The 18,123-nt window shown below is 69.0% G+C and carries 19 protein-coding genes; 15 read left to right on the forward strand and 4 right to left on the reverse strand.

The genetic code is table 11. The features are described 5' to 3' along the window. Nucleotides 1-9: 9 nt before the first annotated feature. The 12 genes from ACWD11_RS11645 to ACWD11_RS11700 all read left to right on the forward strand — a co-directional run bounded on the left by ACWD11_RS11645 (nucleotide 10) and on the right by ACWD11_RS11700 (nucleotide 11,381). A complete protein-coding gene (locus ACWD11_RS11645) occupies nucleotides 10-1,248 on the forward strand; it encodes a serine hydroxymethyltransferase (RefSeq protein ID WP_389414936.1) in 1,239 nt (412 codons plus the stop codon). Between the two features lie 129 nt (nucleotides 1,249-1,377). Beyond that, nucleotides 1,378-2,721 (forward strand): MraY family glycosyltransferase, encoded by a 1,344-nt coding sequence (locus ACWD11_RS11650; protein WP_389414935.1) that lies wholly within the window; start codon nucleotides 1,378-1,380, stop codon nucleotides 2,719-2,721. 296 nt (nucleotides 2,722-3,017) lie between these two features. After that, nucleotides 3,018-3,455, forward strand: a complete 438-nt coding sequence (locus ACWD11_RS11655) for a hypothetical protein (RefSeq protein WP_389414934.1) — start codon at nucleotides 3,018-3,020, stop codon at nucleotides 3,453-3,455. A gap of 273 nt (nucleotides 3,456-3,728) precedes the next feature. Further along, nucleotides 3,729-4,499 carry a F0F1 ATP synthase subunit A gene (atpB, locus tag ACWD11_RS11660; protein WP_389415614.1) on the forward strand — a complete coding sequence of 257 codons (771 nt, stop codon included), beginning with the start codon at nucleotides 3,729-3,731 and terminating at the stop codon, nucleotides 4,497-4,499. Nucleotides 4,500-4,575: 76 nt separating this feature from the next. Then, entirely contained in the window at nucleotides 4,576-4,812 is a 237-nt protein-coding gene (locus tag ACWD11_RS11665; RefSeq protein WP_186284969.1) for an ATP synthase subunit c family protein, read from the forward strand. 38 nt (nucleotides 4,813-4,850) lie between these two features. After that, nucleotides 4,851-5,399 (forward strand): F0F1 ATP synthase subunit B, encoded by a 549-nt coding sequence (locus ACWD11_RS11670; protein WP_389414933.1) that lies wholly within the window; start codon nucleotides 4,851-4,853, stop codon nucleotides 5,397-5,399. Continuing rightward, on the forward strand, nucleotides 5,396-6,211 hold the full coding sequence (locus tag ACWD11_RS11675) for a F0F1 ATP synthase subunit delta (protein WP_389414932.1): 816 nt from the start codon (nucleotides 5,396-5,398) through the stop codon (nucleotides 6,209-6,211). Before ACWD11_RS11670 ends, ACWD11_RS11675 begins: the two co-directional genes overlap by 4 nt. Nucleotides 6,212-6,335: 124 nt before the next feature. Continuing rightward, nucleotides 6,336-7,925 carry a F0F1 ATP synthase subunit alpha gene (gene atpA, locus ACWD11_RS11680; RefSeq protein ID WP_389414931.1) on the forward strand — a complete coding sequence of 530 codons (1,590 nt, stop codon included), beginning with the start codon at nucleotides 6,336-6,338 and terminating at the stop codon, nucleotides 7,923-7,925. Between the two features lie 21 nt (nucleotides 7,926-7,946). After that, nucleotides 7,947-8,864, forward strand: a complete 918-nt coding sequence (locus ACWD11_RS11685) for a F0F1 ATP synthase subunit gamma (RefSeq protein WP_250076005.1) — start codon at nucleotides 7,947-7,949, stop codon at nucleotides 8,862-8,864. Next, the gene (gene atpD, locus ACWD11_RS11690) at nucleotides 8,865-10,301 is read left to right on the forward strand and encodes a F0F1 ATP synthase subunit beta (RefSeq protein WP_389414930.1); all 1,437 of its coding nucleotides are present in this window, start codon (nucleotides 8,865-8,867) and stop codon (nucleotides 10,299-10,301) included. It abuts the gene before it with no gap. Between the two features lie 112 nt (nucleotides 10,302-10,413). Further along, nucleotides 10,414-10,788, forward strand: a complete 375-nt coding sequence (locus ACWD11_RS11695) for a F0F1 ATP synthase subunit epsilon (RefSeq protein ID WP_389414929.1) — start codon at nucleotides 10,414-10,416, stop codon at nucleotides 10,786-10,788. Nucleotides 10,789-10,934: 146 nt separating this feature from the next. Beyond that, entirely contained in the window at nucleotides 10,935-11,381 is a 447-nt protein-coding gene (locus tag ACWD11_RS11700; protein ID WP_383312254.1) for a DUF2550 domain-containing protein, read from the forward strand. A 19-nt stretch (nucleotides 11,382-11,400) separates the two neighbouring features. Here the strand turns inward: ACWD11_RS11700 and ACWD11_RS11705 are convergent, their stop codons facing one another. The 3 genes from ACWD11_RS11705 to ACWD11_RS11715 form a co-directional block, all read right to left on the reverse strand. Beyond that, nucleotides 11,401-13,230, reverse strand: a complete 1,830-nt coding sequence (locus tag ACWD11_RS11705; protein ID WP_451282678.1) for a glycosyl hydrolase family 18 protein — start codon at nucleotides 13,228-13,230, stop codon at nucleotides 11,401-11,403. A 126-nt stretch (nucleotides 13,231-13,356) separates the two neighbouring features. Beyond that, nucleotides 13,357-13,998, reverse strand: a complete 642-nt coding sequence (locus tag ACWD11_RS11710; protein WP_451282680.1) for a response regulator — start codon at nucleotides 13,996-13,998, stop codon at nucleotides 13,357-13,359. Then, nucleotides 13,995-15,188 carry a sensor histidine kinase gene (locus ACWD11_RS11715; RefSeq protein ID WP_389414926.1) on the reverse strand — a complete coding sequence of 398 codons (1,194 nt, stop codon included), beginning with the start codon at nucleotides 15,186-15,188 and terminating at the stop codon, nucleotides 13,995-13,997. The genes ACWD11_RS11710 and ACWD11_RS11715 overlap by 4 nt, the downstream gene beginning before the upstream one ends. A gap of 152 nt (nucleotides 15,189-15,340) precedes the next feature. Here ACWD11_RS11715 and ACWD11_RS11720 point away from each other — a divergent pair, with 152 nt between their 5' ends. After that, nucleotides 15,341-15,958 (forward strand): hypothetical protein, encoded by a 618-nt coding sequence (locus tag ACWD11_RS11720; RefSeq protein WP_451282682.1) that lies wholly within the window; start codon nucleotides 15,341-15,343, stop codon nucleotides 15,956-15,958. On the opposite strand, the gene ACWD11_RS11725 is transcribed toward ACWD11_RS11720, so the two are convergent. Further along, entirely contained in the window at nucleotides 15,875-16,462 is a 588-nt protein-coding gene (locus tag ACWD11_RS11725) for a cob(I)yrinic acid a,c-diamide adenosyltransferase (protein WP_451114226.1), read from the reverse strand. The two genes, ACWD11_RS11720 and ACWD11_RS11725, sit on opposite strands and share 84 nt — an antisense overlap. A 176-nt stretch (nucleotides 16,463-16,638) precedes the next feature. On the opposite strand from ACWD11_RS11725, the gene ACWD11_RS11730 reads away from it, so the two are divergent. Both ACWD11_RS11730 and ACWD11_RS11735 read left to right on the forward strand, forming a co-directional pair. After that, a complete protein-coding gene (locus ACWD11_RS11730) occupies nucleotides 16,639-17,487 on the forward strand; it encodes a 3-hydroxyacyl-CoA dehydrogenase family protein (protein WP_389414923.1) in 849 nt (282 codons plus the stop codon). 149 nt (nucleotides 17,488-17,636) lie between these two features. Further along, nucleotides 17,637-17,960, forward strand: a complete 324-nt coding sequence (locus ACWD11_RS11735; RefSeq protein WP_389414922.1) for an STAS domain-containing protein — start codon at nucleotides 17,637-17,639, stop codon at nucleotides 17,958-17,960. Nucleotides 17,961-18,123 lie beyond the last annotated feature (163 nt).

Here is an 18,123-nt window from a genome sequence, read left to right on the forward strand (position 1 = left end):
GAGCCCACCATGTCGGTCACCCCTGTCCTAGAGGCCGATGTCCTGCGTCGGCAGGATCCCGAGCTGGCGGAGATCCTGCTCGGTGAGCGGGAGCGGCAGGCGACCACCCTGCAGCTGATCGCCGCCGAGAACTTCACCTCGCCGGCCGTACTGGCCGCGCTCGGTTCCCCCCTCGCCAACAAGTACGCCGAGGGCTACCCCGGTGCCCGGCACCACGGCGGCTGCGAGATCGTCGACGTCGCCGAGCGGATCGCGGTGGACCGCGCCAAGGCGCTGTTCGGTGCCGAGCACGCCAACGTGCAGTCCCACTCCGGGTCTTCGGCCGTCCTCGCCGCCTACGCGGCCCTGCTGCGCCCCGGCGACACCGTCCTCGCCCTCGGCCTGCCCTACGGCGGCCATCTCACCCACGGTTCGCCCGCCAACTTCTCCGGCCGCTGGTTCGACTTCGTCCCCTACGGCGTCGACGCCGAGACCGGCCTCCTCGACCACGACCAGGTGCGCGCCCTCGCGCGCGGCCACCGGCCCAAGGCGATCGTGTGCGGCTCCATCGCCTACCCCCGGCACATCGACTACGCCTTCTTCCGCGAGGTCGCCGACGAGGTGGGCGCCTATCTCATCGCCGACGCCGCCCACCCCATCGGGCTCGTCGCCGGGGGAGCGGCGCCCAGCCCGGTGCCGTACGCCGACATCGTGTGCGCCGTCACCCACAAGGTGCTGCGCGGACCGCGCGGCGGGATGATCCTGTGCGGCGCGGAGCTCGCCGAGCGGGTCGACCGGGCCGTGTTCCCCTTCACCCAGGGCGGCGCGCAGATGCACACCATCGCCGCCAAGGCCGTCGCGTTCGGCGAGGCGGCGACACCGGCCTTCACCGCGTACGCCCATCAGGTGGTCGCCAACGCGCGAGCCCTCGCGGCCGGTCTCGCCGCCGAGGGCCTCGTCGTCACCACCGGCGGCACCGACACCCACCTGATCACCGCCGACCCCGCCCCGCTCGGTGCCGACGGCCGCACCGCCCGCGGTCTGCTCGCCGCGGCCGGGATCGTCCTGGACTGCTGCGCCCTGCCGCACGGCGACGCCCGCGGCCTGCGCCTGGGGGCGGCGGCGGTGACCACCCAGGGCATGGGGGAGAAGGAGATGGCCCGGATCGCCGCCCTGCTGGCGGGGGTGGTGCGCGGGGAGTCGGACGTCGTGCGCACGCGGGCGGAAGTGCGGGACCTGGCCGGGGCATTTCCGCCCTATCCGGGCTGAGCCGGGGTAGACGCACTCGTGTGCACAGCCTCACGTGCAACCATCGTCGCTACCCGGAAGTCCCCAACCATATGCGCGCCTCGCTAGGGTGTGGGGCTGAGATGGCCAGCGAGACCTGTGGGGAAGCCCGTGCGTGAATACCTGCTGACGCTCTGCATCACGGCCGCGGTGACGTACCTGCTCACAGGGCCGGTGCGGAAGTTCGCGATCGTGGCCGGGGCGATGCCGGAGATCCGGGCACGTGACGTGCACCGGGAACCCACTCCGCGGCTCGGCGGTATCGCCATGTTCTTCGGGCTGTGCGCGGGCCTGCTGGTCGCCGACCACCTGGCGAACCTCAGCACCGTCTTCGACAACTCCAACGAACCGCGCGCGCTGCTCTCGGGCGCCGCGCTGATCTGGCTGATCGGTGTCCTGGACGACAAGTTCGAGATCGACGCCCTGATCAAGCTGGGCGGCCAGATGATCGCCGCCGGCGTGATGGTCATGCAGGGTCTGACCATCCTGTGGCTGCCCATCCCGGGCGTCGGTTCGGTCGCGCTGACCCAGTGGCAGGGCACCCTGCTCACGGTCGCGCTGGTCGTCATCACCATCAACGCCGTGAACTTCGTCGACGGCCTCGACGGCCTCGCGGCCGGCATGGTGTGCATCGCGTCGGCGGCGTTCTTCCTCTACGCCTACCGGGTCTGGGTGTCCTACGGCATCGAGGCCGCCGCCCCGGCCACCCTGTTCTCGGCGATCCTCATGGGCATGTGCCTGGGCTTCCTGCCGCACAACATGCACCCGGCGCGGATCTTCATGGGCGACTCCGGGTCGATGCTGATCGGCCTGGTGCTCGCCGCGGGCGCGATCTCCATCACCGGACAGGTCGACCCGGACGCGCTGAAGCTGTTCGCCGGGTCCGAGAAGGCGGCCGTGCACCAGACGGTGCCGGTCTACATCCCGCTGCTGCTGCCGCTGACCATCATCGCGATCCCGGCCGCCGACCTGGTGCTGGCGATCGTGCGCCGCACCTGGCGGGGCCAGTCCCCGTTCGCGGCCGACCGGGGGCATCTGCACCACCGGCTGCTGGAGATCGGCCACTCCCACAGCCGGGCCGTTCTGATCATGTACTTCTGGTCGGCGCTGATCGCGTTCGGCGCCCTGGCCTACTCGGTGAACTCGGCGTCCATGTGGATCGTGCTCGGCATCGTGTTCCTCAGCGCCATCGGCCTGGCCCTGCTCCTGCTGCCGCGCTTCACGCCGCGCACCCCGAGGTGGGCCCAGGCCTTCGTGCCGCCGCGCTACCGGCGCCCCGCGGCCGTGTCGGAACCGGCGGCGGCCACCCGTCAGACGCCGGGCGGCGAGGGCGACCCGGCGGAGGCGGAGCCGCGCACTCCGGTGGCGGCCGGGGCCGCCCGAGTCAACGGCGCGACCGCGCTCGGCGCCCGTTCGCGCTTCCTGGACCGGCGTAAGGCCGGATCGTCGCGCTGACGGCAAGGTAAGAATCTGACTAGAGCATTGCCAAACCGTGGGGGAACGAAGTCCCCCAATACCAGACAAAGGGGCGAGGTTCCTGCACATACGCGCGCTGTCACTCTCATGTGTGACACCGAGCACACCCGGCAGGTAAAGACCTCATCAAATAGTTTGTGATACGGTTCACGAGAACCCCGGATAGAGCCGAAGGACCGCAGTGCGACGGCCCATCGGAGTGAGGTTCTCTCTCAGCCCGGGATTACGCTCGTCCATGACGACACCCCTCCCCCTGTGAAAGCGGAGTTGCCGCCATGCCGTCCAATGACGCCCGGAATCTTCTGCAGATCGCTGTGCCCACAGCGGCTGCCGGCGCGATTGTCGTCGCCGTCAGCGCTGCGGTCGCCGGTGGCAAGGGCGCGCTGGGTGCGGCGATCGGCACACTGCTGGCCATCCTCTTCATGGGAATCGGTCTGTACGTTCTCCAGTGGACGGCAAAAACGCTCCCGCAGCTGTTCCAGGCCATGGGGCTGATGCTCTATGTCGCCCAGCTCCTGCTGCTCCTGATCTTCGTCGCCCTCTTCAAGGACACCTCTCTCTTCAATGCGAAGGCCTTCGCGGTCTCGCTCGTCGTCGCAACCGTCGTGTGGATGGCCGCGCAGGCACGCGCGCACATGAAGGCCAAGATCTTCTACATCGACCCGGACTCCGCGAAGAGTGAGAAGACCGAGAAGACAGGGCCGTCGACGTGAGGGGTAGGGGCGGGATAAAGGCCTGGGGGAACTCCTGCTATCGTCCGGTGCCAACTGCGGCATCGCGGGCGCGGGCATCTGAGCTGACGCCTGCTCGATCGCGAGGCTTGATGCCCCAGAGCCGCCCTCACATCCGTAACACCAGTCCGGTGCCGACCCGCGGCTGCGCGCCGCGCCGACACAACGAGGTTGCCGTACCCATGCGTCACGCCGAAGGAGCCCGCGGTGAGTGCTGACCAGACCCAGCTCGCCTTTGACTGGAGCTGTCGGATCATGTCCGACAACGGGTGTGGTTTTCCGGCTCCGGGCCTGTACTCGTTCCTCTTCAAGCCGATCGCCACGGTAGGCGGGTTCGAGTTCAACAAGGTGATGCTGCTCGCGCTCATCACCACCCTCCTTGTCGTCAGCTTCTTCTGGGCTGCGTTCGGCAAGGCCAAGGTCGTCCCGGGCAAGCTGCAGATGGTCGGCGAGGCCGGTTACGACTTCGTGCGCCGCGGCATCGTGTACGAGACCCTCGGCAAGAAGGAGGGCGAGAAGTACGTCCCCCTGATGGTCTCGCTGTTCTTCTTCATCTGGATCATGAACATCTGGTCCGTGATCCCGCTGGCGCAGTTCCCGGTGTCGTCGATCATCGCGTACCCGATCGTGCTGGCGCTCATCGTCTACATCGTGTGGATGTCGCTGACCTTCAAGAGGCACGGCTTCGTCGGCGGCCTGAAGAACCTCACCGGTTACGACAAGGAGCTCGGCGCGGTCCTGCCGCTCGTCGTCGTCATCGAGTTCTTCTCGAACGTCCTGGTCCGCCCGTTCACGCACGCGGTCCGACTGTTCGCGAACATGTTCGCCGGCCACCTGATGCTGGTCATGTTCACCGTCGCCTCCTGGTACCTGCTGAACAGCTGGATGATCCCGGCGGCCGGCGTCTCCTTCGTCATGACCATCGTCATGATCCTCTTCGAGCTTTTCGTGCAGGCGGTCCAGGCGTACGTCTTCGTGCTCCTCGCCTGCTCGTACATCCAGGGCGCTCTCGCCGAGCACCACTGAGCCCCAACCCGCCCGCACACCCCCAGTCGTCCGGTGGCCAACCCCCACCGGTCCGCAAAGAGAAGGAAGTTACAGCATGTCCGCTGTGCAGCTTGCCGCTGAGGTCTCCGGTTCCCTCGGTTCCATCGGCTACGGTCTCGCCGCCATCGGCCCCGGCGTCGGCGTCGGCATCATCTTCGGTAACGGCACGCAGGCTCTCGCCCGCCAGCCCGAGGCTGCCGGTCTGATCCGCGCCAACCAGATCCTGGGCTTCGCCTTCTGTGAGGCTCTCGCCCTCATCGGCATCGTTATGCCGTTCGTGTTCGGTAAGTGATCAACCCTTACTGACACGAATCGACGAAAGGCACTGATGTGATCGCCAACCTGGTACAGCTGGCGGCCGAGGAAGAGCAGAACCCGCTCATCCCGCCCGGCCCCGAGCTGCTCGTCGGCACCATCGCCTTCGCCATCGTGTTCTTCTTCTTCTGGAAGAAGCTGCTTCCGAACATCAACAAGGTTCTGGAGGAGCGCCGCGCGGCGATCGAAGGCGGTATCGAAGAGGCCGAGGCCATGAAGGTCGAGGCCCAGAGCGTCCTTGAGCAGTACAAGGCACAGCTCGCCGAGGCCCGGCACGAGGCCGCGCGTCTGCGCCAGGAGGCGCAGGAGCAGGGTGCCGCGCTCATCGCCGAGATGCGTGCGGAAGGCCAGCGGCAGCGCGAGGAGATCGTCGCCGCGGGTCACTCCCAGATCGACGCCGACCGCAAGGCCGCCGCTTCCGCGCTGCGCCAGGACGTCGGCAAGCTCGCCACCGACCTGGCCGGCAAGCTCGTCGGCGAGTCCCTCGAGGACCACGCCCGCCAGAGCCGTGTCATCGACCGCTTCCTCGACGAGCTCGAGGAGAAGGCCGAGGCCACGCGATGAACGGAGCGAGCCGCGAGGCCCTGGCAGCCGCACGTGAGCGTCTCGACGCGCTGACGGACAACACGTCCGTGGACGCGGCGCAGCTCGCCGGCGAGCTGGCGGCCGTCACCGCGCTGCTCGACCGCGAGGTGTCGCTGCGTCGGGTCCTCACCGACCCGGCGCAGGCCGGTGAGGCCAAGGCCGAGCTGGCCCGGCGCCTGCTCGGCGGCCAGGTCAGCGGCGAGACCGCCGACCTGCTGGCCGGTCTGGTGCGCTCCCGCTGGTCGCAGTCCCGCGACCTGGTGTACGCACTGGAGCAGCTGGCGGACACCGCCGACCTCACCGCCGCGCAGCGGACGGGCACCCTCGACAACGTCGAGGACGAGCTCTTCCGGTTCGGCCGGATCGTCTCCTCGAGCACCGAGCTGCGTGCCGCGCTGACCAACCGTGCGGCCACCGGTTCGGCCAAGAGCGAGCTGCTGCGCAGCCTGCTCGGCGGACGGGCCGATGCGACCACCGAGCGTCTGGTGACGCGCCTTGTGACCGCGCCGCGTGGACGTAGCCTGGAGACGGGCCTCGAGTCCCTGTCCAAGCTCGCCGCCGAGCGCCGGGACCGCATGGTCGCCGTCGTCACCTCGGCGGTACCGCTGAGCGACGGCCAGAAGCAGCGCCTCGGCGCCGCGCTGGCGAAGCTCTACGGCCGCCGCATGCACCTCAACCTCGACGTGGACCCGGCGGTCCTCGGCGGGATCCGGGTGCAGGTCGGTGACGAGGTCATCAACGGCTCCCTCGCCGACCGTATCGAGGACGCCGGCCGCCGACTGGCGAGCTAGCAGCAACTTCATAGCAGTACGTACTTACGACGGCCCTGGTTGGGCCGTACAGAAGAATCCTGGGGGTCGCCCCCAGACCCCCAAAGTGAAACTTCGGGCCCAACAAGGAGAGCAGGGAACCCAGATGGCGGAGCTCACGATCCGGCCGGAGGAGATCCGGGACGCACTGGAGACCTTCGTCCAGTCGTACAAGCCGGACGCGGCCTCGCGCGAGGAGGTCGGTACGGTCACCCTTGCCGGCGACGGCATCGCGAAGGTCGAGGGTCTGCCCTCGGCCATGGCCAACGAACTGCTGAAGTTCGAGGACGGCACCCTCGGCCTCGCGCTCAACCTGGAAGAGCGCGAGATCGGCGCCATCGTCCTCGGTGAGTTCAGCGGTATCGAGGAGGGGCAGCCGGTCTCCCGTACCGGTGAGGTCCTCTCCGTGGCCGTCGGCGAGGGCTACCTCGGCCGTGTCGTCGACCCCCTCGGCAACCCGATCGACGGCCTCGGCGAGATCGAGACCAGCGGCCGACGCGCCCTCGAGCTGCAGGCTCCGGGCGTCATGGCCCGTAAGTCGGTGCACGAGCCGATGGAGACCGGCTACAAGGCCGTCGACGCGATGACCCCGATCGGCCGCGGTCAGCGTCAGCTGATCATCGGTGACCGCCAGACCGGCAAGACCGCCCTGGCCGTCGACACGATCATCAACCAGCGCGACAACTGGCGTTCGGGCGACCCGAAGAAGCAGGTCCGCTGCATCTACGTCGCCATCGGCCAGAAGGGCTCGACGATCGCGTCGGTCCGCCGCGCGCTGGAGGAGAACGGCGCGCTGGAGTACACGACCATCGTCGCCGCCCCGGCGTCCGACCCGGCCGGCTTCAAGTACCTGGCGCCGTACACCGGCTCGGCCATCGGTCAGCAGTGGATGTACGAGGGCAAGCACGTCCTCATCATCTTCGACGACCTGTCGAAGCAGGCGGACGCCTACCGTGCCGTGTCGCTGCTGCTGCGCCGTCCGCCGGGCCGTGAGGCCTACCCGGGTGACGTCTTCTACCTGCACTCCCGTCTGCTGGAGCGCTGCGCGAAGCTCTCCGACGAGATGGGCGCCGGCTCGATGACCGGTCTGCCGATCGTCGAGACCAAGGCCAACGACGTCTCGGCGTTCATCCCGACCAACGTCATCTCCATCACCGACGGCCAGTGCTTCCTGGAGTCGGACCTGTTCAACGCCGGTCAGCGCCCCGCCCTGAACGTCGGTATCTCCGTCTCCCGAGTCGGTGGTTCCGCGCAGCACAAGGCGATGAAGCAGGTCTCCGGCCGACTGCGCGTCGACCTCGCCCAGTTCCGTGAGCTGGAGGCCTTCGCCGCCTTCGGTTCCGACCTGGACGCCGCGTCGAAGGCGCAGCTGGAGCGCGGTCAGCGCATGGTCGAGCTGCTGAAGCAGGCTCAGTACCAGCCGATGTCCACCGAGGACCAGGTCGTCTCCGTGTGGGCGGGTACCACCGGCAAGATGGACGACGTGCCGGTCAACGACGTCCGCCGCTTCGAGAAGGAGCTGCTGGAGTACCTGCACCGCAAGGAGCAGGGCCTCATGACCTCCATCAGGGAGGGCGGCAAGCTCTCGGACGACACCCTCACCGCTGTTGCCGACGCGATCGCCGACTTCAAGAAGCAGTTCGAGACCTCGGACGGCAGGCTTCTCGGCGAGGACGCTCCGGCCGCCGCCAAGTGACGTAAGGAAGGGACCTGACTCATGGGAGCCCAGCTCCGGGTCTACAAGCGTCGCATCCGATCCGTCACCGCGACCAAGAAGATCACGAAGGCGATGGAGATGATCGCCGCCTCGCGCGTCGTCAAGGCGCAGCGCAAGGTGGCGGCCTCCACGCCGTACGCGAAGGAACTGACCCGCGCGGTCACGGCGGTCGGTACCGGCTCGAACACCAAGCACCCGCTGACCACCCAGGCCGAGACGGTCACGCGGTCCGCGGTGCTGCTCCTGACGAGCGACCGTGGTCTCGCCGGTGCCTTCAACTCCAACGCCATCAAGGCGGCGGAGCTGCTGACCGAGCGCCTGGAGCGCGAGGGCAAGCAGGTCGACACGTACATCGTCGGCCGGCGTGGCCTGGCGCACTACAACTTCCGTGAGCGCAAGGTCTCGGAGTCGTGGACCGGGTTCACGGACGAGCCGACGTACGCGGACGCCAAGAAGGTCGCGGCGCCGCTCATCGAGGCCATCCAGCAGGACACGGCCGAGGGCGGGGTGGACGAGCTCCACATCGTCTTCACCGAGTTCGTCTCGATGATGACGCAGACGGCGCTCGACGACCGTCTGCTGCCGCTCAGCCTCGAAGAGGTCGCGCAGGAGGCCGCGCCGAAGGGCGAGATCCTCCCGCTGTACGACTTCGAGCCGTCGGCGGAGGACGTCCTCGACGCCCTGCTGCCGCGCTATGTGGAGAGCCGTGTCTACAACGCGCTCCTGCAGTCGGCCGCCTCCAAGCACGCCGCCACGCGGCGCGCGATGAAGTCGGCCACCGACAACGCCGGAGAGCTCATCGAGACGCTCTCCCGGCTTGCGAACGCGGCCCGCCAGGCCGAAATCACCCAGGAAATCAGCGAGATCGTCGGTGGCTCCGCAGCCTTGGCCGACGCGAGCGCGGGGAGTGACAGGTAAATGACGACGACAGTTGAGACGGCCGCTGCCACGGGCCGCGTCGCCCGGGTCATCGGCCCGGTCGTCGACGTGGAGTTCCCCGTCGACGCGATGCCCGAGATTTACAACGCCCTCCACGTCGAGGTGGCCGACCCGGCCAACGCCGGCGAGAGGAAGACGCTGACCCTGGAGGTCGCCCAGCACCTGGGTGACGGCCTGGTGCGCACCATCTCCATGCAGCCCACCGACGGTCTGGTCCGCCAGGCCGCCGTCACCGACACCGGCACGGGCATCACCGTCCCGGTCGGCGACTTCACCAAGGGCAAGGTGTTCAACACCCTCGGTGAGGTGCTGAACGTCGACGAGTCCTACGACGGTGAGCGCTGGACCATCCACCGCAAGGCGCCGAACTTCGACGAGCTCGAGTCGAAGACCGAGATGTTCGAGACCGGCGTCAAGGTCATCGACCTTCTCACCCCGTACGTCAAGGGTGGAAAGATCGGTCTGTTCGGTGGTGCCGGCGTCGGCAAGACGGTGCTCATCCAGGAGATGATCTACCGCGTCGCCAACAACCACGACGGTGTGTCGGTGTTCGCCGGTGTCGGTGAGCGCACCCGTGAGGGCAACGACCTGATCGAGGAGATGTCGGAGTCCGGCGTCATCGACAAGACCGCGCTGGTCTTCGGTCAGATGGACGAGCCCCCGGGCACCCGTCTGCGCGTGGCCCTGGCCGGTCTGACCATGGCGGAGTACTTCCGCGATGTGCAGAAGCAGGACGTGCTGTTCTTCATCGACAACATCTTCCGCTTCACCCAGGCCGGTTCCGAGGTGTCGACCCTGCTCGGCCGGATGCCCTCCGCGGTGGGTTACCAGCCGAACCTGGCCGACGAGATGGGTCTCCTCCAGGAGCGCATCACCTCGACCCGTGGTCACTCGATCACCTCGATGCAGGCGATCTACGTCCCCGCGGACGACCTGACCGACCCGGCCCCGGCCACCACCTTCGCCCACCTCGACGCGACGACGGTTCTGTCCCGTCCGATCTCCGAGAAGGGCATCTACCCGGCCGTGGACCCGCTGGACTCCACGTCCCGCATCCTGGACCCGCGCTACATCGCGCAGGAGCACTACGACGCCGCCATGCGCGTCAAGACGATCCTGCAGAAGTACAAGGACCTCCAGGACATCATCGCGATCCTCGGTATCGACGAGCTCGGCGAGGAGGACAAGCTCGTCGTCCACCGTGCCCGTCGCGTGGAGCGCTTCCTGTCCCAGAACACCCACGTCGCCAAGCAGTTCACCGGCGTCGACGGGTCGGACGTCCCGCTGGACGAGTCGATCGCGGCCTTCAACGCGATCTGCGACGGCGAGTACGACCACTTCCCGGAGCAGGCGTTCTTCATGTGCGGTGGTCTCGAGGACCTGAAGAAGAACGCGAAGGAGCTGGGCGTCTCCTGAGCCTCGCGCTCTTGCGGAGGGGGCGGGGCACGTCCCGCCCCCTCCGTCACGCCCACTAGACTTGTAACCAACACCCGGCACAACCGCCGGGTGGTGACCCGAGGAGCCACCCTTGGCTGCTGAGCTGCACGTCGCGCTGGTCGCCGCCGACCGTGAGGTCTGGTCGGGCCAGGCCACCCTGGTCGTCGCGCGCACCACGTCCGGCGACATCGGCGTCATGCCCGGTCACCAGCCGCTGCTCGGTGTGCTGGAGTCGGGCCCGGTGACCATCCGTACGAGTGAAGGTGGAACGGTCGTCGCCGCGGTGCACGGCGGTTTCATCTCGTTCGCGGACGACAAGCTGTCGCTGCTGGCCGAGATCGCCGAGCTGTCGGACGAGATCGATGTCCAGCGCGCGGAGCGGGAGCTGGAGCAGGCGAAGGCGGAGGGTGACGCCCTCGCCGAGCGCCGGGCCGATGTCCGCCTGCGCACCGCGGCGGCGCGCTGACCGCAGCGCGCGCCCGTAGTGACGTCACTCAGCCGCGGCTGGGACCGGAGCGATCCGGTGCCGGCCGCGGCTGAGGCAGATATGGATGTTTTTTCCGTTCCGTTACCTGATGTGAAGGTACCTAGGAGACGAGGAGGTCGGTGTCGATGGTCCTCGCTCTGACTGTGTGCGGAATCGTCGTGGCCCTCGTGGCGCTGGGGCTGTTCGTCTTCGGGCTGCGCCGCAGGCTCATCCAGCGCTCCGGCGGCACCTTCGACTGCTCGTTGCGCTGGGACACTCCGGAGAAGACCGACACCAGCGGCAAGGGCTGGTCCTACGGCGTCGCCCGCTACAACGGCGACCGCATCGAGTGGTACCGCGTCTTCTCCTACGCCCCCCGCCCGCGCCGCATCCTGGAGCGCGTCGCGATCGAGGTCGCCGGGCGCCGGCTGCCCGAGGGCGAGGAGGAGCTGGCGCTGCTCTCCGACGCCGTCATCCTGACCTGTCTGCACCGGGGCACGCGGCTGGAGCTCGCGATGAGCGAAGACGCGCTGACCGGTTTCCTCGCGTGGCTTGAGGCAGCCCCGCCCGGTCAGCGCGTCAATGTCGCTTAGGTTTTCTCTCGGGTGATCTTTACTTCAGTCCGTTGTTGATCGCGCTCACCAGCTCACCGTTGCCGGTGTCACCGGAGAACTCCCAGAAGAAGGCGCCGCCCAGGCCCTGACTCTTCGCCCAGGCCATCTTGGTGCCGATGGTGGCCGGGGTGTCGTAGGACCACCAGTTGGTGCCGCAGTGGGCGTACGCGGTGCCGCCGACCGTGCCCGTGGCCGGGCAGGAGTTCTTGAGCACCTTGTAGTCCTCGATGCCCGCCTCGTAGGTGCCGGGTGCCGCGCCGGTCGCCGTGCCGCCGGGGGCGGACTGGGTGACGCCGGTCCAGCCGCGGCCGTAGAAGCCGATGCCGAGCAGCAGCTTGGCCGCGGGGACGCCCTTGGCCTTGAGCTTGGCGATCGCGTCGGCGGAGGTGAAGCCCGCCTTCGGGATGCCGCTGTACGAGGTGAGCGGGGAGTGCGGGGCGGTGGGGCCGGTCTTGTCCCAGGCGCCGAAGTAGTCGTACGTCATCACGTTGTACCAGTCGAGGTACTGCGCGGCGCCGCCGTAGTCGGCCGCGTCGATCTTGCCGCCGCTGGAGGCGTCGGCGGTGATCGCCGCGGTGATCAGGTAGTTCGAGCCGAACTCGGCGCGAAGGGCCTGGGAGAGGTTCTTGAAGGCCGCCGGGCCCGAGGTGTCACAGGTCAGACCGCAGGCGTTCGGGTACTCCCAGTCGATGTCGATGCCGTCGAAGACATCGGCCCAGCGCGGGTCCTCCACCACGGCCTTGCAGGACTTGGCGAACGCGGCGGCGTTCTGCGCGGCCTGGCCGAAGCCGCCGGAGTAGGTCCAGCCGCCGAAGGAGTACAGCACCTTGATGTGCGGGTACTTGGCCTTCAGCTGACGCAGCTGGTTGAAGTTGCCGCGCAGCGGCTGGTCCCAGGTGTCGGCGACGCCGCTGACGGACTGGTCGGCGGTGTACGCCTTGTCGGTGGCGGCGTAGGCGTCGTCCAGGACGCACTTGCCTTCCTTGACGTTGCCGAAGGCGTAGTTGATGTGCGTGATCTTGGCCGCGGAGCCCGACGTCACCAGGTTCTTGACGTGGTAGTTGCGGCCGTAGACGCCCCACTCGGTGAAGTAGCCGAGGTTGATCTTGGAGCCGGGCTGCGGGCCGGGGTCGGTGCTGCCGCCGGTGGTGCGGACCGCGCGGGCGCCGCTGACCGGGCCGGTCTGGTCGGCGGTGTCCCGGGCCTGCACGGTGTAGGAGTAGTCGGTGCCGGCGGTCAGGCCGGTGTCCGTGTACGTGGTGCCGGTGACCGTGGCGACCTTGGTGCCGCCGCGCAGGACGTCGTAGTTCTTGACGCCCTTGTCGTCGGTGGCCGCGCTCCAGGCGAGCTTCACCGAGGTGTCGGTGATGCCGGAGGCGGTCGGGGTGCCCGGGGCGGAGGGCGCCGCGTCGCCGGGGACCGTCGGGCCGCCGTCACAACTGCCGCCGTTGAGCTTGCAGTTGGACGGGGAGCCGGAACCGGAGCCGTTGAAGCCGAAGGAGACGGACGCGCCGGGGGCGAGGGCGCCGTTCCAGGACTTGTTCTTGGCGGTCCAGTGGTTGCCGGAGGAGGTGACGTCGGCGTCCCAGGCGGAGCCGGCCGTGGTGCCGGAGGGGAAGTCCCACTCGACGGTCCAGGAGGTGATGGTCGTGGTGCCGGTGTTCTTCACCGTCCACTTGCCCTCGAAGCCGGTGCCCCAGTCCTGGGGCTTGGAGTAGGTGGCGGTGGCCTCGGTGGCCGCCTGCGCCGGGCTGGCGAGTCCGACCAGGCCGGCGAAGGGGAGCAACAGCGTCGCGAACCCTGCCGCAACTCTGTGTCTGAAGCGCATGCTGCGCCTCCCTGTCTGGGTAAGAGGGGTGATGGGCGCGCTGAGCCTTCACGCCCACGGTGCCGCGAGAATAGAAAGGTCTGGACCACAGGTCAATAGGTCCAGACCAGTTCGGGACAGACGCCCCTACATCCCCAACTCCTGCGCCAGAACCGCGGCTTGCACCCGGCTGCGCAGCTCCAGCTTCCCCAGCAGGCGGCTGACGTGCGTCTTCACCGTCGCCTCCGCCATGTCCAGCCGGTGCGCGATGTCCGCGTTGGACAGCCCCTCACCGAGACACGACAGCACCTCGCGCTCCCGCCGGGTCAGCGCGTCGAGTACCGCCGGATCGGCCTTCGGCTGTCGTACCGGCCTGGCGGCGAACTCCGCGATCAGCCGCCGGGTGACGGCCGGGGCGACGATCCCCTCGCCCCGCGCGACCGTCCGCACCGCCTCCAGCAGATCCCGGGCTTCGGTGTTCTTCAGCAGGAACCCGGATGCCCCGGCCCGCAGTGCCCCGAACACATACTCGTCGAGGTCGAAGGTGGTCAGCACGAGCACGTCCGCGAGCCCCTCCTCGACGACCTTCCGGGTGGCCGACACCCCGTCCAGACGCGGCATCTGTACGTCCATCAGCACCAGATCGGGGCTCAGCTCCCGGGCCAGCGTCACCGCCTGCTCGCCGTCCGCCGCCTCACCGACCACCTCGATGTCGGACGCGCTGCGCAGAATCAGGACGAGCCCGGCACGGACGGCGGACTGGTCCTCGGCGACGAGGACGCGGATCATTCGGGGTCTCCTTGTGCGTGGTCGGTCACGGGAAGCGCGGCGTGCACGGCCCAGACCCTGCCGTCGGGGGAGTCGTCGGGGGCCGCCTCGAAGCTCCCCCCGAGCAGCGCGGCCCGCTCCCGCATCCCGACCAGACCGGCACCGGAACCGGGGGCGCGCGGGCCGTCCCGGTCGCCGTAGGGGCTGGTCACCCGGATGTCCAGGACGCCGTCGCGCTGGGCGAGCGTCACGGTGACCGGGCCGGGGGAGGCGTGCTTGAGGGCGTTGGTGAGGGACTCCTGGACGATGCGGTAGGCGGCGAGTTCGACGGGGGCGGGCAGTTTGCCGTGCGCGGTGCCGAGGGTGACGTCGAGGCCGTTGGTGCGGGCGCCCTCCACGAGCGCGGTCAGTCCGTCCAGCGTCGGGGCCGCCGCCGGTTCCAGGTCGCCGCTGCTGTCGCGCAGGATGCCGATGAGCCGGCGCATCTCGGCGAGTCCCTCGACGCTGTTCTCCCGGATGACCGCCAGGGCGTCCTGGGAGGTCTTCGGGTCGTCCAGGGAGAGCGCGGCGGTGGAGTGGATGGCGATGGCGGAGAGGTGGTTGGCGACCATGTCGTGCAGCTCCCGGGCCATCCGGGCGCGTTCGGCGGTGACCGCCTGGACGCGGTCCATCTCGGCGAGCAGCGCGGTCTGTTCGGCGTGCAGCCGGGCGGCCTCGGCGGCGTCGCGGTGGTTGCGCACGATCCAGCCGGTGCCGGCGGGCGTGAACGCCACCAGCCCGATGACCACGCCGATCAGCAGTGCCTCCGGCTCCTGCCAGACGGCCAGCGGCACCACCGTGCCGGCCACCGTCAGCAGTCCGGTGATCCAGGGCACCCGGCGGGCGGTGCCGGGCGGGCCGTACAGGACGGCCGCGTAGATGAGGTCCGTGAACATCACGACCGTCACCAGGTTCCCCTGGGTGACGACGTCCGCGGTCAGCGCGGCCATGCCGACGATCAGACCCGTACGGGGGCGCACGCGGCGCAGCAGCTCGCAGGCGGCCATGACGGCCAGCGGCACCAGAACGGGCCAGCGCCCCTCCCACAGCACGATCGGGTCCTTCGCCGTGCGGGTGCCGAGCCCGACGCCCCAGATGAGGAGTCCGCCGAGCAGCCCGGCGACGGCGATGCGCACGTCGTCCGGGTGCGGGCGGGGGAGCGGTACGGCCATGCACCCATCCAACACGGCCCGTGCCCCCGTCGCCTGATGCCCGGGAACGGTCCCGCGCTGCATCTTTCGATGTACCGGCGGTTCGTCACCGCCGACGACGAAAGCGGCGCCCCGGGCCGGGAGCCTGGAAGGGTGACCGAGAGGAGCGTGCCGTGATCGTCGGATTGATCATCGCCTGTGAGGTCGGCTTCTGGGTGCTGCTGGCGCTGGGCCTGGCCGTCCGCTATCTGCTGAAGTGGCGCCGGACCAGCGTGGTGCTGCTGCTGTGCGAGCCGGTGCTGGAACTGGTGCTGTTCGTCGCCACGGCGATCGACCTGAAGAACGGCGCCGTACCGAGCTGGGAGCACGGACTCGCGGCGCTGTACATCGGCTACACCGTCGCGTTCGGCCACTACACGATCCGCTGGCTCGACGGCCACGCCGCCCACCGCCTGGCCGGCGCCCCCCGCCCGCCGAAGCCCCCGCGCTACGGCCGCGCCCGCGCCGTCCACGAGGCCAAGCTGTGGCTGCGCGCGGTGTTCGGGGGAGCGGTCGCCCTCGCCCTGCTCCAGCTCGCCGTCTGGTACGTCGGCGAGGACGGCGACATCAGCTCCCTGCGGTCCTTCCAGTGGGTGGCGATCCGCACGGTCGGCATCTACGGCCTGATCGCCCTCTCCTATACGGTCTTCCCCCGCAAGGAGCCCGCGTCAGCGCTCCCCGCCCGGAACCCAGAGCACGTCACCGACGCCGATGTTGGCCGTCCGCGCCAGAATGAAGAGCAGGTCCGATAGCCGGTTGAGGTAGGTCGCGGTGAGCGGGTTCATACCGCCATCCTTTCCTTGGGCTCCGTGGACCTCCATCGCCGCCCACGTCGAGCGCTCGGCCCGGCGTACGACCGTGCAGGCCTGGTGGAGCAGGGCCGCGCCCGGGGTGCCGCCGGGGAGGATGAAGGACCGCAGCTTCTCCAGCCGCTCGTTGAAGCGGTCGCAGTCGGCCTCCAGCTTGTCAATGTAGAACTGCTCCACCCGCAGCGGCGGGAACTCCGGGTTCTCCACCACCGGCGTCGACAGGTCCGCGCCCACGTCGAACAGGTCGTTCTGCACCCGGGTGAGGACCTTGACGACCTCCTCGTCCAGACCGCCCAGCGCGATCGCCGTCCCGATGACCGCGTTCGCCTCATTGGCATCGGCGTACGCCGAGATCCGCAGGTCCGTCTTGGCGACCCTGCTCATGTCGCCGAGAGCGGTGCTGCCCTGGTCGCCGGTCCTGGTGTAGATACGCGTCAGATTGACCATGCGGCCAGCGTAGCCGCGGGGGCCAACTACGCCGTACGGGGCCCGCAATGAGCCGGGCCGGTGTGATGTCCGTCAGATGAGACGTGACTCGCGTTACTAACCGGTCACACACCGCCTCACTCCCGCTAGGGTCCGGCCGAGAGGCACTTAAACAGCGTGTAATGGGGAGTCGCACAGTGGCACGGAAGCTTGCCGTCATCGGCGCCGGCTTGATGGGTTCCGGAATCGCCCAGGTCTCCGCGCAGGCGGGCTGGGACGTCGTGCTGCGCGACGTCACCGACGAGGCCCTCGAGCGGGGCACCGACGGCATCAAGGCCTCCTACGACAAGTTCGTGAGCAAGGGCCGGATGGAGGCGCACGACGCCGACGCCGCCCTCGGCCGGATCACCACCACCACCGACCTGGACGCCGCCGCGGACGCCGACATCGTCGTCGAGGCCGTCTTCGAGAAGCTCGAGGTCAAGCACGAGATCTTCCGCGCGCTCGACAAGATCGTGCGCGACGACACCGTGCTCGCCTCCAACACCTCCGCCATCCCGATCACCAAGATCGCGGCCGTGACGGAGCGCCCCGAGCGCGTGGTCGGCACCCACTTCTTCTCGCCGGTCCCGATGATGCAGCTGTGCGAGCTGGTGCGCGGCTACAAGACCAGCGACGAAACCCTCGCCACCGCGCGGGAGTTCGCCGAGTCCGTCGGCAAGACCTGCATCGTCGTGAACCGGGACGTGGCGGGCTTCGTCACCACCCGGCTCATCTCGGCCCTCGTCGTCGAGGCCGCCAAGCTCTACGAGTCGGGCGTCGCGACCGCCGAGGACATCGACCTCGCCTGCAAGCTGGGCTTCGGCCACGCCATGGGCCCGCTCGCCACGGCGGACCTCACCGGCGTCGACATCCTGCTGCACGCCACCAGCAACATCTACACCGAGTCCCAGGACGAGAAGTTCGCTCCCCCGGAGCTGATGCGCCGGATGGTTGACGCCGGTGACATCGGACGCAAGAGCGGGCAGGGCTTCTACAAGCACTGAAACCGCACACGCCCCAGGAGGGTCACTCCCCGGGGTGAATTCGGTATCGGTTCGCTTACAGACGGCAACCTCTGACCCCTTCGGGCCGTCAGAGGTTGCATCACCGGACACACATCGCGGAGCACGAGACGCACGCTTAGGGGAGCGCTATGCACATCAGGGGCGACCACGCCGAGCTGGTCGTCGGGGGCCGCCTCGACGTCCGCAGCGCGGCGGACGCCCGTACGGTCCTGCACGACGCCGTCGACGACGGAGTCGGCGATCTGGTGCTGGACCTGTCCGAGCTGGACTCCTGGGACGCCACCGGTCTGGGAGTGATCATGGGAGCGCACCGGCGCGCCGGACGCTGCGGCAGACGCCTGGTGCTGCGCGGGGTGCCGCCGCAGATGCAACGCCTGCTGGTGGCCACCCGGCTGCACCGGATCCTGGCCATCGAGGGCGGCATCGGGGTGGAGTCACTGCCGCGCGTGTGACGACCGGCACGGGTGGGGACCAGCGGTCGGACGTTCCGGTCGCGAAGCGCATCACGTGCGCAATCCTCATGAACCTGTGACGTCTCGGACGGCGCGGTACCCCGGCCTGTCGTAGATACTGTGCCAAGGTTTAGGGTTCGGTCGCCCGCTGCGTGACAACCCT

The organism is Streptomyces sp. NPDC002776, assembly GCF_053592195.1.